This window comes from Microbulbifer sp. JSM ZJ756, assembly GCF_044383805.1.
Classification (GTDB): domain Bacteria; phylum Pseudomonadota; class Gammaproteobacteria; order Pseudomonadales; family Cellvibrionaceae; genus Microbulbifer; species Microbulbifer zhoushanensis.
The window spans coordinates 29407-43186 of the sequence record NZ_JBISER010000009.1 but is presented as its reverse complement, the minus strand read 5'-3'; the positions used below and the strand labels follow the sequence as shown (position 1 = coordinate 43186).

Below are 13780 nucleotides of genomic sequence, written 5' to 3'. Positions count from 1 at the left end.
CCCCTTCCGGCGATATTAGTCCCCGTCCGGGCTCCCTTTCGACAGTTCCTCCAGTCTCTCGAGCGCCTTGCGGACATGTGTTTCACCGGTACTGGCGTCGACCACAGACGACGGTTTCTCTGCACCGTAACCACCCAGTGCCGCATCGGCAGCGGTAGGCACATAGCGCAAGTCACCGTTACTCATACCAACGAAGAGTGTGGTTTCCACCGGGCTGCCGCTCTTCAACTGCCTGCCGAGTGCGTCGAAGTATTCACCGGGGAAACTCACCAGCGAAATATCCGGCGTGAGCATTAGCAATCCCAGTTCGGCCTCGGGGTCCCGCATGCGGATGGTGTCAAACCGGAAATGGCCCCGGCGCTTGAACTGCTGCAGGTTCCGCAGTGCCCGCACAGCGTTGCCCGACAGGACCTCGCCCAGCCGCCGGGCCTGCGCCCCGGCTGCGGAAAAGGGTTTGGTATCCGCGTGGTAGGGGTTTACATCGCCCGCGGCACCCAGGAAAAAAATGGAGTGGCCACCAAATTCCCGCTTGAAGGCGCTGCGCAGGTAACCCGGATAGTCCGCGGACACCAGTGCGCGCTGCAGGTCCATGGTCACCACCGGGTGGGCGCTGTAGTTGAAAATTGTCAGGAAGGGGTGCCCGTCCCCGTCACGCAGGTGGACAATCCCCAGCGTGTCATCGACCGGGCGATTGGGAATCCTGCCTGGGTTGGTCCATAACATTTCCACCCCGTCTTCCCGGATAATCCTGCGGTTGTAGGCTTCATCGACCTGAACCCGGGTGGCACCGATGGTAACCGGCTGCATTTGTTCTTCCGCTTGTGCAACGCTGGTGAGGATGCTGTCGCGCACCCGGGCCATCGACTCATCCACCAGGTAGCCGCCGTGGGTGTGGGTGGCGGCGATCATCACATGGTCGAATCCCCGCTCCTGCAGTTGCTGTTTCAGCACACGGAAATCCGGTTCTCCCAGCGCCAGCAGGTCCGCCGAAACCAGTGCGACCCTGTGGCTGCCATCCGACAGCACGGCAGCCTGGATATAGAGGGGATCGCCAATGGACTGGACCTTCCCGGTCCCACCGCCGACCAACCCCAGGGTATCGCCTACCTGCGGTGTGATTTCTGATTCGGCAAAGCCCGCCATGTAGCCTGCGGAATAAGCCAGGGGCGCGAAGGCCAGGAGTGCGAGTAGCAACAGAAGTGGAACGGGCATGGCCGTCGAGGCCCCCTTCGAGTGTTTGTCTGGTTTCCGAATGACGACCATCACCTTACCCGGGCACGCTGATCCCGGCCACAGTCTCATTGGCTGCCTGCCATGGCAGCGTAGGCCAACCCGTTACCCACCATATGCGCCACGATGGGCGGCCACAGGGAGCCGCTGAACCAGTAGAGCGCGCACAGGGCCAGTGCCATCAGCGCGGCGCTGATGGCCTGGGGTGGGATGATATGCATGGCCCCGAAGATCAGTGAGCTGACCAGCATCGCCAGCCATACCGGCCGGTGCCCTGTCATCCAGGTAAACAGGAAGCCGCGGAAGAATGCCTCCTCGGCTACCGGGGTCAGCACCACCGTGCAGAGGCCCAGCGCAATGCCAACCACCAGGCCGCCATCCGGGGTGCCATAGGGGTTGGCCATAAACACTGCCCAGTCCGGCACCGCCACCGCCATCCAGCGGGCCAGGCCCAGCCGCAACAGTAGCCCGGCAATGGCGACCAGTACCGCGAGGAGTATCCAGCCCCGGGTGGTGGGGCGGAAGCCGAGGGTGGCCCAGCCCAGGCCCCTGGTGCGCAACGCCAGCCAGAGTACCCCCAGCAGCAGGGCGGCCTTGGTGAGCTGCATGGTCAGCAGGAGGTGCTGGGGCAGGCCGGGCCCGTCGCCCAGGTAGGCGTTGAAGCCGATGGTGTGTTTGACCAGCAGCATATGGGCGGCACTGGCGGCGGTATAGAGCAGGGCGAAGCTGCCCAGGACCAACAGGCCACCGGGAAATCGCCAGGGAGAGGTGGGTCGTTGCAGCAGCCGGGCTTGTGCCATTCCATGGTCTCTCGGGCTGGGGTGCGCGGTGTTCGCGGGCACCGGTATCGGGATTGCCGCATGCAGGGCCGGTCCTGCAGGGTGCTGCCGGCCGCGTCGGGATAGGTGGACGCAACATGGCTGGTGTCAGGCGGTTACCGCCTCCACATGCCGCTTGAGGTTGTCCAGGATAGCCTGCCAGCCCTCCCGCTGCTGCTCGATGGAGTGGCTGCCCTCGCTGTCGAAGGTTACCCGCACAGTGACGGTGTCCCCGTTCTCGATAAACTCCACCTGCGCCTCGCGATCGCCAAATGTGTATTCGATCAGGCTGTTCTCGACAAGACGGGTATAGGTGCCTGCAAAATCGAACCCGATGCTGCCGTCCTTGGCTTCCATGCGCCAGCAGAAGCTGCCGCCCTCGCGCAGGTCCACGGTGGCGCGGGTCGTGTGCCAGTCGGCGGAGGCGGCATTCCACTGGGTGATGTCCGCCGGTGTTGTGTAGGCCTTCCAGGCCCGGGTAACCGGGCAATTCACCTGGGTTTCTACGGTTATTTTCATGCTGATTCGTCCTTGAATGTATTTACCCTGGACCGCCCTGCGCGAGGTTTTTCGCGTCAGGCAACATATGGACTACCACCTGATTCCAATGGTGCCAAATTCCTATTGAAACCAGAATACTGCCGATTGCCCGAAAGCGGTCATTGGGATTACGGCGGCAAAGAGAATCAGGGATACGAAATAGGCCGCCGAGCCCCACAGGTAAACCGGATGCACCTTGCGGTACTGCACCAGTTCATAACAGATTGGCGTCAACAGGAGTACCAGCAGGCACAGGAAAGTAAACGCGCCCTCATGGATTGGCTGGCCATCGAAAGCGGCGATACGGCTGGTGGCCGCGGTCATCATGGCGATGGTGGCGAGCAGGACAAATCGCTTGTGCAGTTGCAACTGTTTGCGAAAGGCCATGCCCAGGACAATGAAGGCCGCAAAACTCAGGACCAGGTGAAAATTGGCCCAGACGCCTGAAGCCTGGAGGATCAGTGGGCCGACCTCGTCCGTGGGAGTGAACTCATTGGCAAAATGCGCCGTCATGATACTGCCATTGATGACAATGGCGATGGCCAGGAACAGGCCGATAAAACCCATGGTGCGGTGTGCCCGAAAGCTGAGCCTTTTTGCCGCAATGGCCTGTGCGCAGAACAGCAGGTACCAGGCGGAGAAGGTGAAGCCGTGGATGATACGTGTGGTATCCAGCTTCGGGTTGGGTTCCGTGAGTGGGGTAAAGAAGAATGTGGGACCGAAGCCAACGAGATTGATCAATAGCAGGGCGAATGCCATGCCCAGAAAGAGTGTGAAACCCTCGTTATTGTAATTGTTGGTTTCCATTGTATTTTCTTCCCATTTCTTGGTTGTTTCTATTCTCTGTTGTTATTTTTCCCATGGGCCGGGGCTGACCCTCCAGGAGGGCCAGTAAATATGCATGGATATATCCCAGGATGCTATGAAATATAAATAATGCTCAAAGCAAACTCGGCTCCCGGGCACCGGGTGCTTTACCCAGCCCGGCCCCGGTGAGACTTACGAAAACGCCTGCTAGACGTTCAGCAACAGGTGCTCCCGTTCCCACGGCGAGATCTCCCGGTGGAACTGGCGCAGCTCCTCCATTTTGACTTCCGCATACAGCTGGCAGAAGTTCCTGCCCAGTGTCTCGTGAATATCCTCCGCATCTTCGAAGATGCGCAGTGCCTCATCGAAGGTGGTGGGGATATACGACTGGGCCTGCTGCTCGTCGTCCAGTTCACCCTCGGCCGGTGCGCTCGGTTCGACCCGGTTCACCATGCCCAGGTAACCGCAGGCCAGGCTCGCGGCAATGGCAAGGTATGGATTGGTATCCACCCCGATCACGCGGTTCTCCAGCCGACGGTCCTGCGCGCCGGAATGGGGTACCCGCAGTCCTGTGGCACGATTGTCATAACCCCAGGCGGTATTGGTGGGCGCGCTGGAATTGGCTTCCGACTCGAATCGCCGGTAGGAATTCACATTCGGGGCAATAAACGGCATTACCTCGATCAGGTGCTTCTGGGTGCCGCCAACGAAATAGCGGAACAGGTCCGTCGCATTGCCCTGCTCATCGGAGAAGATATTCTGCCCGCTGGCGATGTCCACCACGCTCTGGTGCACATGCATGGCACTGCCGGGTTGGTCGCGCATGGGCTTGGCCATAAAGGTGGCGAACATGCCGTTTTTCAGCGCCGCCTCCTTGATGATGCGCTTGAAGTAGAATACCTGGTCCGCGAGCAGCAGCGGGTCGCCATGGGTGAGGTTGAACTCCACCTGGCCGGCGCCGTCCTCCTGGATCACCGAGTCGATATGCAGGCCGGCGGCCTCGGCAAAGTCATAGATGTTATCGATCACCGGGCCGTACTCATCCACGGCACTCATCGAGTAGGACTGCAGTGCTGTTCCGGAGCGGCCGCTGCGCCCCACGGGGGGCTGGATCGGCTCGTTGGGATCGACATTCGGCTTGGTCAGGTAAAACTCCAGCTCTGGCGCGATGACCGGTTTCCAGCCGTGTTGTTCATACAAACCGATGACGTGCTTGAGTACATTGCGCGGTGCACAGAAAATCGGCTTGCCGTCGAAGTCCTGCAGGTCGTGGATGATCTGCAGCGTGGGCTGCTTCGCCCAGGGGGCCGCCATTGCGGTGGACATGTCGGGCACCAGCACCATATCGCTCTCGGCCCACTGGTTAGCGATATCCATCTCCACATCCTGGCCGGTAATGGTCTGGTAAAAAATGGAGATCGGCAGGAAGATCGGCTTGTCCGGTGAGAAGTTCTTCTGGGGCATCGCCTTGCCCCGGGACATACCGTTCAGGTCGGGGATGATGCATTCCACCTCATCCAGCCTGCGGCCATTGCGATAGGCCTGGAAGGCTGCGGGTAATTCGTCCAGCCAGGAAGGGCTATCAGACTGACTCATGGTGACTCCGGCGCGGAATGAATTGTGCGCACAGTGTAACCGAATTGCTGTTCACGGGCGCGGCCAGGAGGCACGCTGGAAATACGCGCTGGAGTGTCAAGGTGGGGAGGCTGGATGGTAGGCTGAATGGGAAGGCCTGCCGGGGAGGCGCCACAGGGATTGTTGTGCTACCTCTCAATAGGTTAATTCCCTGAATCGGGGTGTGGTTATGGCGGATAAGGCGCTATGGTCAAATAAACGCCAGGAACTGATAGTTACCCACTGGCCTGTTCCAATTTCCCTGTGTTCATCGGTGTAATCGAGCACCCCGGTAACCAGGAGGAGAGCGGCCAGTCGATATCCCGGGGTATCTATTTCGGGCCATTATATTCTCGCACCCAAATACCGTTCGCGATCGGCTGGTCATCACTATGGAACTAATCACCTCGAACCCAATGGCGCTGCTGGTGATGGTGGGAATTGTCTCGATTGCGTGCCAGTACCTTGCGTTTATGCTCAAGTTGCCCGCGATCCTGCCCCTGCTGCTGGCCGGTATCGCACTTGGGCCGCTCACCGGTGTCCTCGATCCCGATGCCCTCTTTGGCGACCTGTTATTTCCGCTCGTTGCACTGGCAGTGGCGATTATCCTGTTTGAAGGCGCCCTGACCCTCAAGTTTTCCGACCTCGCCGGGCACGGTGTCATGGTGCGCAACCTGTGTACGCTGGGTGCCCTGGTGACCTGGTTGATCGCCACACCCGCCGCCTACTATGTGCTCGGCATGCCCATGCAGCTGGCCGCGCTGTTTGGCGCCATTGTCACGGTTACCGGGCCCACCGTCATCGTACCCATGTTGCGTACCGTGCGGCCCAATGCCCGGATCTCCAATATCCTGCGCTGGGAAGGTATTGTTATTGATCCCATCGGCGCACTGCTGGCAGTACTGGTGTATGAGTACGTTGTCGCCGCGCAGGGTGCGTTCGAGCATACCCTGGTCACCTTCCTGAAAGTGGTGGCGATCGGCTTCGGGCTTGGCTCTTTGATGGGATACCTGCTTGGCACCGTGCTTAAGAAGAACTGGATTCCACACTACCTGCGCAATACCGCTGTACTCACCCTGATGCTCGGTGCCTACGCCGCTTCCGACCTGATGACCCACGAATCCGGCCTGCTTACGGTTACCGTGATGGGTATCTGGATGGCCAACATGAAGGGACTGGATGTTGATGACATCCTCGAGTTCAAGGAAACCCTCAGCGTCCTGCTGATCTCGGCGCTGTTTATCCTCCTGGCCGCGCGGGTGGAATTGAGCGCAGTGGTGCAGTTGGGCTGGGGCGCGGTACTGGTATTGGTGGCGATCATGTTTATCGCCCGGCCGCTATCCGTGTTCCTGTCCTCCCCCGGCTCAGGCCTGAACTGGTGCGAACTTGCGATGCTTAGCTGGATCGCGCCCCGGGGCATTGTTGCCGCCGCGGTTTCCGCCCTGTTTGCCCTGAAACTGGATACGCTGGGGCTGCCAAAATCCGAGCTGCTGGTACCCATGGTGTTCCTGGTGATTATCGTCACGGTCGTGCTGCAGAGCCTGACTTCCAAGCCTATTGCGAAATTACTCGATGTTCGCGCCCCCTATCCGAATGGTTACCTGCTGTTCGGCGGCGGCAAGTTCGCGCGGTTACTGGCCAAAGACCTGCTGGAAAAGGAAATTCCGGTCATTATCGCGGATACCAACTGGGACGCCATACGCGAGGCACGTATGGAAAATATCCCCACCTACTACGGTAACCCGATCTCGGAGCACGCCAGCACCACCATGGATCTTTCCCCCGTGGGCAAGGTCCTGGTGCTGTCCCCCTACAAGCAGCTCAACCCACTGGTGACCTATCACTTTGAGCATGTCCTGGGCAAAGGCTCGGTACTCGGCCTGGGCCAGGGGACCGAGGAGGGGCGGGCCAGCCACCGGGTATCGGAGGAATACGCAAAAAAACTGGAACTGTTTGCGGAGAACGCAACCTACAGCCGCCTTGCCAGCCTGGTGGCGAAGGGTGCAACCATCAGGACCACCAGGCTGACGGAGTCCTTTACCCTTGACGACTACGGGGAAACCTACGGCAACCGCGCCACGCGACTCTATGTGGTAGACCCGCAGGGGCGTGTGCATATCAATACGGTCTCCCATGAATTTGCCCTCAAGGCTGACTGGCAGGTTGTCAGCCTGATCGCCCCGGAGGAGTCCGAGGACAAGCCAGGGGAGAAGTCACCAGGCGCGGCTGGTATTCCAGGGGGCGATGCTCCGGTGGGGTAGGGTTGCAGTAAAGCTGACTCGTGATGATGCCCGCTCAAGACCTTTTAAAGCTGGAACCGAGGCTCAGGGCGGTCACCGTGGACAGTATCAGTACCATGCCCAAAACCTGCGGGCCGGCCAGGCTCTCGTCCAGGACCGCGACACCGAACAGCGCCGCGGTGACCGGTTCGACCATAGCCACAATCGAGGCCACGGTGGGCGCCACGTGACGCAGGCCAATCACATACAGGGCAAACGACAGGCCGGCACCAAAGACGCCGAGGGTGACGAACAGCTGTAAATCCGCTGTATCCAGGACGGTAGTGGCCCGACCGATACCGGCAGGCCAGATCAGCAGCACTGCAACCACCGCGAATGCCACGGACAGGACAGCCTGTGGGCTGCCGTGCGGCGCGGCATACTTGAAGCCGAAGATGAATACCGCATAGGAAACCCCCGCCAACAGGCCGGCCCCCGCACCCAGCAGGGTGATGCCGCTCGCGCTGGCCTTGTAGACCTGTGTCAGCAGGATGATACCGACCATCGCCAGGACAATCGCCGCCAGCTTGAGTGGGGTCGGCCGTTCGAGCCTGCAGGCGAATGAGACGAGGTAGACGAATACCGGGGCGCTGTACATCAGGGTGGCAGCCACCGCGACACTGCCCTGCGCAATGCTGACAAAATAAAACGCAAAGTTACCCGCCACACCCAGGCCGGCGAGCACCGACCAGGACCACAGGCGCGCGTTGCCCAGGCCACTGCCGCGGGGCCGCATCAGTAGCCAGGCGAACACAAACAGGAAGCCGATTGCGCCCCGGCTGAAGGAAACGACAGAAGGTTCCCAGCCGCCGTCGATAAGGACGCCGGCAACGCCGCCGGATAGGCCCCAGCACAGGGCTGCCAGGGCCACCAGCACTGCACCCGTGCCGGCGGGGTGGCTTTTTGTTGGCAGCAAGCTGATGTGCGGCTCCCTCCTCGGTTGCCTGGCACCCTGGGCCAGGAGTGTGACACTGGCAGCGAGCCCCCGTAAATGAGCCGGGCAGGGCGGGCCAGTTGTGGAGGCCTACTGTATTGCGGCCTGCTCCCTATACCGGGCAATAGCCTCCTCTACTGACGGTGCATCGGCAACAGAGTTACAGGAACCCTGCCGGTAGCCACCGGCCGCCACGGGGCTCACCTCGGTGCCGCCGTCGCTGAACACGCGTACCAAGAAGCCGCCGCCGGAGTTCCTGGCACTGCATCCCTTATCCCCAGCCAGCTTTTCGACAGTACGCTCACCTCCGGTGAAAATCACCTCGGTATGGCACAGCGACGTGCTCTGCTGCTGTGACGGAATCAGCAGGGTTACAGGGTTTGTCGCCGCCCAGGCAATATCCGCGTCACAGTAGAAGCTGAGATCGGATTCACGCAGTCGCAAATCGCCTTTCTCCGCAGCCCACTCTGTGGACTCCTGTGCCACCCGGAATAGTCTCTCCACATCCACCTCGAAGTAGCCATGTGGATGCGTGATAGTGCCATCGCCCCGGGCGATTTCCTGTTCAGAGAACTCCCGGGCCAGGATGGCTTCATGGTGTTGGGCCAACGCGTCGATTTCATCGGGGCTGACATCAATGTCACAGTCGCCGACCCGGCCGGCATCGAAGTCGAAACCAGGGCGGCGGACCTCCGTGGCACCATCCTGGAAGAAATCCACAATAACCGGGCGATAGGTGGTGTCGAACCGGCAGCGACCATTCCTGAGCGCGGAGACCTGCTGGGTAACGCTTGAGCGGACCATCAGGCGAACCGATGCTTTGCATGGCACTGCAACATAGGGGTGTTCGAGGCACTGGCTGGCGGCCTCATTCTGGCGGAGGCGCTTCCTTCCCGGCATGCAGGAAAAACTGATGGCGTCCCGGGCCACTACCAGCCCGGACTCGGCTATGTCTGGATGTTCGGCGTAGACGGCCTCTTCCGCCTGCCGCAGTAGAGCAGGCGTGTCGACAAAAAAGACCGGATTGGCATTACAGAGGGGAGCCATAAGGATACCGAGGACGGGCAGCCAGCGGATATGCGCAGGATTCATCGGGAACCAGCCTGTTGGTTGCGAGGGGGACATGAGTAGCAATAGTTGCGTGCGAGCCCATTGTCCACCAGCGGCAAGGTGTCAGGCCGGATCAGTGGTCGGGGACCGGGGGATGGTGAGTGCCTTATGGAGAAGGAACGGTCAGGCAAGGCCCTGCCAGGGCAGGGCGGCGTGGAGGGGGAACTTAGCGGCTGCCGACACCCATAACGACGTCCATACTGCCTTCGCCCGCGTCCATAGAGAACGGCACGCTTACCCTGATCCCAGACAGGCCGGCTTCCCTGAAGGTATGGGCGATCTCATCCCTGGAAAACCCGCTTCCGGCATCGCCGGCTTCCTTCAGCCAGTCCCACTGGACCAGCTGGCCGTTCTCGTTTAGCAGCTGCGTCAACAGCCGCAGCGTCTCCAGGTAATCGGGAACAAAGGCCAGGGCAGAAGATGCGACAATAAGGTCGAATCCGGCCTGGAGGTGCTTATTCTGCTTGATCAGTTCTTCAGTTAACTCGGACTGGATGGTAATGACATTATCCAGCTGCTTGGCGTTCAGTACGGAGATCATCTTCTCCGACGGATCGAGCGCAACGATACTGCCTGCCTGTCCAGACAGCCGTTCTGTCAGTAACCCGGTTCCACAGCCGAAATCCAGGATGCGGGCACCCTTGAAGTCGATGGTGTCCGCAAGCGATTGAAATGCACGCTCTGAATAGGTGACAACGTCACTGTTGCTGTCCCATCCCTCGGCATAGTCATCCCAGCTGTTTGCGCTCATTTCCGGCAGTTTCCCCAGTGTCTGTGCTCGCCCTGAACAGTCGCTCAACAGGAGGGCCAAGCATCATTTGTGTTAGCGGGGAATATATGGGGAGTGCGCCGAATATGCAATTGTATGCCCGGTACCACGTTTAACCTCTTTGCTGGAGCTCACGCGAGCGAGAGCGAAGGGAGTACAGGGGGCACGGGACTTCCGTCAGGTTATGGATGTCAACAGGCCCTTGCATCCTGTTGGGGTGTCGGGAGCGTCAGTCACTGCAGGTGCCGAATTCGTCGCCAGGGCTATTCCCAGGCTTGCGGGGACATGGCCCCTGAAAGAGGCAGGACAGCCGTTGCCACCTGGGCTGACCCGGGTAATCGGGAACTGGTTAACTTACCTGAAGTATGAGTCGCTAGCCCCATTAGTAATATGGTCCTGACTTTCCCGGTTCCTTCCCCAGGATCACAAGCGTTGCTTTAGGGGGATTTTTCACCTTGCCGAAACTGTATTTCCACCATAAGAGGAGGGCGGGGATGCTTGTGGCTACCAGTGGATTTCAGTGCGCAAAGCTCTCGCAGCCGGAGACCTTATAGCCGAGGGCAACCAGGTTGCCTGACTGGGAGAACTGGGTGATGAGCAGGGGCGACTGCGCATTGTAAGTGCCGGTCTTTGACTGCTCCTTAAAGCAGATCTCCACATCCTTGATCCCATCTCGGTTTATGTCCTTAACCCTCACAATGGAAACCTGGTAGCGCCAGGAGTCAGTCTCAATGGTAAAGGCGTCGTCCTTGATCTCTGTAGGTTTCAATCCCAGGTCGGAAAACAGGCGGTCGGTCTCTGATCTCCTGGGGCCGAAGGAGTTGCGGAAGGTGGATAAATCCAGTTTTTCATAGATATAGCGGCTCAGGTTGTCACTCGGAAGGTAATCCTCGCGGGAGAAGGCCGGGCTTGCGAGAAGTAAAACGGCAAGGGTCAGTAATAGTTTTTTCATGGCTTCCCCCTTCAGTTCCCATTTTCTTGTTTAAACAACGGCATGAAGGCGTCGGCAAACCGTTCCCAGTCCTCGAACTGTGGCATATGGCCCAGGCCTTCCAGCTCTATCAGCTGGCCATCCTGTAAGGTGCTGGCCACCTTTTTACCCAGCTTCTGGTATTGCCCCAGTGCATAGGTGACGCCGGTTTTCTTAAAGGCCCTGCCCGGGCCGGTACGGTCCCTGGTGCCGATAATCAGTGCCGCCGGCATTTCCAGCTGCGGCAGGTCATAGACAATGGGCTCGCTGAAGACCGGGTTGTAGGTGAGGGCGTTATTCAGTGCAACCAGCGGGTAGTCCTCATGCTTTAGCTGGCCAATATGGGTGGCAATCAGCGCTTCATAAGTGTCATTCCACTTGCCGTCATAGTAGTTCTTCTTCTGATATTGACGGATGGATTCCGGGGTCTTGTTCATTTCAGCGGCCAGGAAAACATTGGTGTCCTGATACTCCACATACTTGAGGTAGTCTTCCAGGCCGATGGGGTTGATCAGTATCAGTTTTTGAGTGGCAGGCGAATAATATTTGCTGAACTTGGTCGCCAGCATACCGCCCATTGAGTGACCGACCACAATAGCCTTGTCAATATTCAGGTTCTGCAGAAGCGCGTGCGTATTGTTTGCAAGGCCGGCAAGGGAGTACTGGTAGTATTCCGGGCGGCTGGATTTGCCAAAGCCGACCTGGTCCGGGATAACGACGCGATACCCTTGCCCTACCAATGCCCTGGCGACACGTTCCCAGTAATACCCGGAAAAGTTCTTTCCATGGAGCAGCAGTACCACGCCCTGGGGTTCCCCGGCTGGCATGACGTCCATGTAAGCCATCTTCAATGTCTGGCCCTGCGACTTGACCGTGAAGTAATCAACCGGAAACGGATACTCAAACCCATCCAGGGTGGCATTGTAGGGGGGGATGGTCTCGGGCTTGGATTCAGGGGCGCCGAAAGCCGCTGGCGTCACCAGCAAGGCGAGCATCATGGCCAAAGTTATTCGAAGTGTCATATTGCATCCGGAAGTTAAGCAAGCAAGACTGAGCGAGTAACCAATAAACGTTATCAAGCCAGAAAATCCTGACATATCTACCCGGCACAAGCCAATGACCAGATACTGGTCTGCCCGAGCCACTGGCAGTCCTGGTGTTGCATCGTCTTCTGTAACGAGGTTGGGCGTCGCCCCCCAGTTGCTTCACTACCCAACGGGGCGGCGCTTTATGATACATTGCTTGCCCCACCTCCACCGCCACATAGCGAGCACCTCCATGAAACCCTGGATCGAACTCGGCACCGCCCAGATCCCCAACAACGGCGGCACACTCAAGCTGCGCCAGCGTGATCAGGAGTTCTCCATCTCCCTGTCCGGCCCCCGTGGCGAATTAATGAACAGTCGTCGCTTCAACAGTGAGCGGGAGCTTTCGCTGCTGGGCTGCGCCCACCTGAAGACCAGCGAGAATGCCCGGCTGGTGGTGGGGGGCATGGGCATGGGCTACACCCTGGCCGCCGCCCTGGAGGTACTGCCGCCCAGCGCCGAGGTGATCGTCGCCGACCTGATCCCCGAGGTGGTGGAGTGGAACCGCGGCCCCCTGGGCGACTGTGCCGGCCGGCCCCTGGATGACAGCCGCACCAGGGTGCATATCGGCGATGTGCGAGAGCTGCTGGAGAGGGGTGACAGTGAATACGATGCGGTGTTGCTGGATGTGGACAACGGCCCCGAGGGGCTGACCCAGAGCGACAACAACTGGCTGTACTCCCTTGAGGGCACCAGCTGTATCTACGAGAGCCTGACTGCGGGCGGCATGCTGGCAGTATGGTCGGCGGGGCCTGACAGCATGTATGTCAACCGGTTGAAGAAGGCCGGCTTCAGGGTCGAGGTCAAGACCGTGCGCGAGCGTCCGGGAAAGGGAGCGCGGCATACGATTTTTCTGGGGAAGAAAGCATCCGTGTAAGGTGAAGGATGGCAGGGAAGGAAGTAAAAAGGCGTTCGTAAGGAGATTAGCATGACAGATGCTGTTAGAAATTTGAAAAGACAAGTGCTGTTCAGTGACTGGTCAAGAATTGAAAGGTACACGCTTGAATTCCGGAATCCGGAGGGGCGGTGGGAAACTCAGCAGAGGGAGGTGTACGACCGCGGAGATGGCGCTGTGGTGTTGCTGTACAACCCGAAGAGGCAGTCAGTGGTGCTTACCAGGCAATTCAGGCTTCCTACTTTTGTCAACGGCAATCGCTCCGGCTTGATGGTCGAGGCCTGTGCGGGCGTGCTGGAGGGAGAAGACCCCGAAGCATGTGCTATTCGTGAGGCTTGGGAAGAAACCGGTTACAGGGTTTCTGCGGTAGAGAAAGTATTTGAAGTCTATATGTCGCCGGGATCGGTAACCGAGAAGCTTTACTTCTATATCGCCCGGTACTCAGAAGGGGATCAAGTTGCCCCGGGAGGGGGGCTGGATGCTGAGCAGGAGTATATCGAGGTTATGGAGTTACCATTTGACCAGGCGTTCAGCATGATCGGCAGTGGTGATATTCGTGATGCCAAAACGATCATGTTGCTCCAGCACCTGAAAATTTCGCGGTTATTGGAAGCATGAAGATGTCCAGACACGGTTCTTTTGGGCGAAAATAGCCAAGTCTTCAGGGTTATATTGATAAAACAATGCTTATGTCGCTTACTCAGATGTTGAGAGCAAGTGAGTACGCCA

General features: G+C 59.0%; 13 protein-coding genes. 3 read left to right on the top strand and 10 right to left on the bottom strand.

Annotated features, from left to right (window positions below; all coding sequences use genetic code 11):
- Positions 1 to 15 precede the first annotated feature (15 nt).
- From ACH6CX_RS14475 to ACH6CX_RS14455, 5 genes are all read right to left on the bottom strand, one after another.
- Positions 16 to 1212, bottom strand: a complete 1197-nt coding sequence (locus ACH6CX_RS14475) for a hypothetical protein (protein WP_334078730.1) — start codon at positions 1210 to 1212, stop codon at positions 16 to 18.
- A gap of 86 nt (positions 1213 to 1298) precedes the next feature.
- Positions 1299 to 2030 (bottom strand): lysostaphin resistance A-like protein, encoded by a 732-nt coding sequence (locus ACH6CX_RS14470; protein ID WP_396675657.1) that lies wholly within the window; start codon positions 2028 to 2030, stop codon positions 1299 to 1301.
- 126 nt (positions 2031 to 2156) lie between these two features.
- A complete protein-coding gene (locus tag ACH6CX_RS14465; protein WP_237063237.1) occupies positions 2157 to 2567 on the bottom strand; it encodes an SRPBCC domain-containing protein in 411 nt (136 codons plus the stop codon).
- A 102-nt stretch (positions 2568 to 2669) separates the two neighbouring features.
- Complete coding sequence (locus tag ACH6CX_RS14460) at positions 2670 to 3395, bottom strand: hypothetical protein (protein WP_396675655.1); 726 nt, start codon at positions 3393 to 3395, stop codon at positions 2670 to 2672.
- A gap of 207 nt (positions 3396 to 3602) precedes the next feature.
- Positions 3603 to 4991: a glutamine synthetase family protein gene (locus ACH6CX_RS14455; protein WP_396675653.1), complete on the bottom strand. Its 1389-nt coding sequence runs from the start codon at positions 4989 to 4991 to the stop codon at positions 3603 to 3605.
- Positions 4992 to 5401: 410 nt separating this feature from the next.
- Here ACH6CX_RS14455 and ACH6CX_RS14450 point away from each other — a divergent pair, with 410 nt between their 5' ends.
- On the top strand, positions 5402 to 7270 hold the full coding sequence (locus tag ACH6CX_RS14450; RefSeq protein ID WP_232941408.1) for a sodium:proton antiporter: 1869 nt from the start codon (positions 5402 to 5404) through the stop codon (positions 7268 to 7270).
- Positions 7271 to 7304: 34 nt separating this feature from the next.
- On the opposite strand, the gene ACH6CX_RS14445 is transcribed toward ACH6CX_RS14450, so the two are convergent.
- The 5 genes from ACH6CX_RS14445 to ACH6CX_RS14425 form a co-directional block, all read right to left on the bottom strand.
- Positions 7305 to 8204, bottom strand: coding sequence for a DMT family transporter (locus tag ACH6CX_RS14445; RefSeq protein ID WP_334078728.1), 900 nt, complete (start codon positions 8202 to 8204; stop codon positions 7305 to 7307).
- A gap of 108 nt (positions 8205 to 8312) precedes the next feature.
- The gene (locus ACH6CX_RS14440; RefSeq protein WP_396675650.1) at positions 8313 to 9269 is read right to left on the bottom strand and encodes a hypothetical protein; all 957 of its coding nucleotides are present in this window, start codon (positions 9267 to 9269) and stop codon (positions 8313 to 8315) included.
- A 229-nt stretch (positions 9270 to 9498) separates the two neighbouring features.
- Positions 9499 to 10083: a class I SAM-dependent methyltransferase gene (locus ACH6CX_RS14435; RefSeq protein WP_334078727.1), complete on the bottom strand. Its 585-nt coding sequence runs from the start codon at positions 10081 to 10083 to the stop codon at positions 9499 to 9501.
- 535 nt (positions 10084 to 10618) lie between these two features.
- The gene (locus tag ACH6CX_RS14430) at positions 10619 to 11053 is read right to left on the bottom strand and encodes a hypothetical protein (RefSeq protein WP_396675648.1); all 435 of its coding nucleotides are present in this window, start codon (positions 11051 to 11053) and stop codon (positions 10619 to 10621) included.
- A gap of 11 nt (positions 11054 to 11064) precedes the next feature.
- On the bottom strand, positions 11065 to 12216 hold the full coding sequence (locus tag ACH6CX_RS14425; protein WP_396675646.1) for an alpha/beta fold hydrolase: 1152 nt from the start codon (positions 12214 to 12216) through the stop codon (positions 11065 to 11067).
- A gap of 133 nt (positions 12217 to 12349) precedes the next feature.
- Here ACH6CX_RS14425 and ACH6CX_RS14420 point away from each other — a divergent pair, with 133 nt between their 5' ends.
- Together ACH6CX_RS14420 and ACH6CX_RS14415 are read left to right on the top strand one after the other, a co-directional pair.
- Positions 12350 to 13033, top strand: coding sequence for a hypothetical protein (locus ACH6CX_RS14420; RefSeq protein WP_396675644.1), 684 nt, complete (start codon positions 12350 to 12352; stop codon positions 13031 to 13033).
- A 51-nt stretch (positions 13034 to 13084) separates the two neighbouring features.
- Positions 13085 to 13669 (top strand): NUDIX domain-containing protein, encoded by a 585-nt coding sequence (locus ACH6CX_RS14415; RefSeq protein ID WP_237063202.1) that lies wholly within the window; start codon positions 13085 to 13087, stop codon positions 13667 to 13669.
- Positions 13670 to 13780 lie beyond the last annotated feature (111 nt).

Coding starts and splice junctions, on each gene's coding strand:
- ACH6CX_RS14475 (WP_334078730.1), bottom strand. CDS start 1,212: ATGCCCGTTCCACTTCTGTTGCTACTCGCACTCCTGGCCTTCGCGCCC.
- ACH6CX_RS14470 (WP_396675657.1), bottom strand. CDS start 2,030: ATGGCACAAGCCCGGCTGCTGCAACGACCCACCTCTCCCTGGCGATTT.
- ACH6CX_RS14465 (WP_237063237.1), bottom strand. CDS start 2,567: ATGAAAATAACCGTAGAAACCCAGGTGAATTGCCCGGTTACCCGGGCC.
- ACH6CX_RS14460 (WP_396675655.1), bottom strand. CDS start 3,395: ATGGAAACCAACAATTACAATAACGAGGGTTTCACACTCTTTCTGGGC.
- ACH6CX_RS14455 (WP_396675653.1), bottom strand. CDS start 4,991: ATGAGTCAGTCTGATAGCCCTTCCTGGCTGGACGAATTACCCGCAGCC.
- ACH6CX_RS14450 (WP_232941408.1), top strand. CDS start 5,402: ATGGAACTAATCACCTCGAACCCAATGGCGCTGCTGGTGATGGTGGGA.
- ACH6CX_RS14440 (WP_396675650.1), bottom strand. CDS start 9,269: ATGGCTCCCCTCTGTAATGCCAATCCGGTCTTTTTTGTCGACACGCCT.
- ACH6CX_RS14435 (WP_334078727.1), bottom strand. CDS start 10,083: ATGAGCGCAAACAGCTGGGATGACTATGCCGAGGGATGGGACAGCAAC.
- ACH6CX_RS14430 (WP_396675648.1), bottom strand. CDS start 11,053: ATGAAAAAACTATTACTGACCCTTGCCGTTTTACTTCTCGCAAGCCCG.
- ACH6CX_RS14420 (WP_396675644.1), top strand. CDS start 12,350: ATGAAACCCTGGATCGAACTCGGCACCGCCCAGATCCCCAACAACGGC.
- ACH6CX_RS14415 (WP_237063202.1), top strand. CDS start 13,085: ATGACAGATGCTGTTAGAAATTTGAAAAGACAAGTGCTGTTCAGTGAC.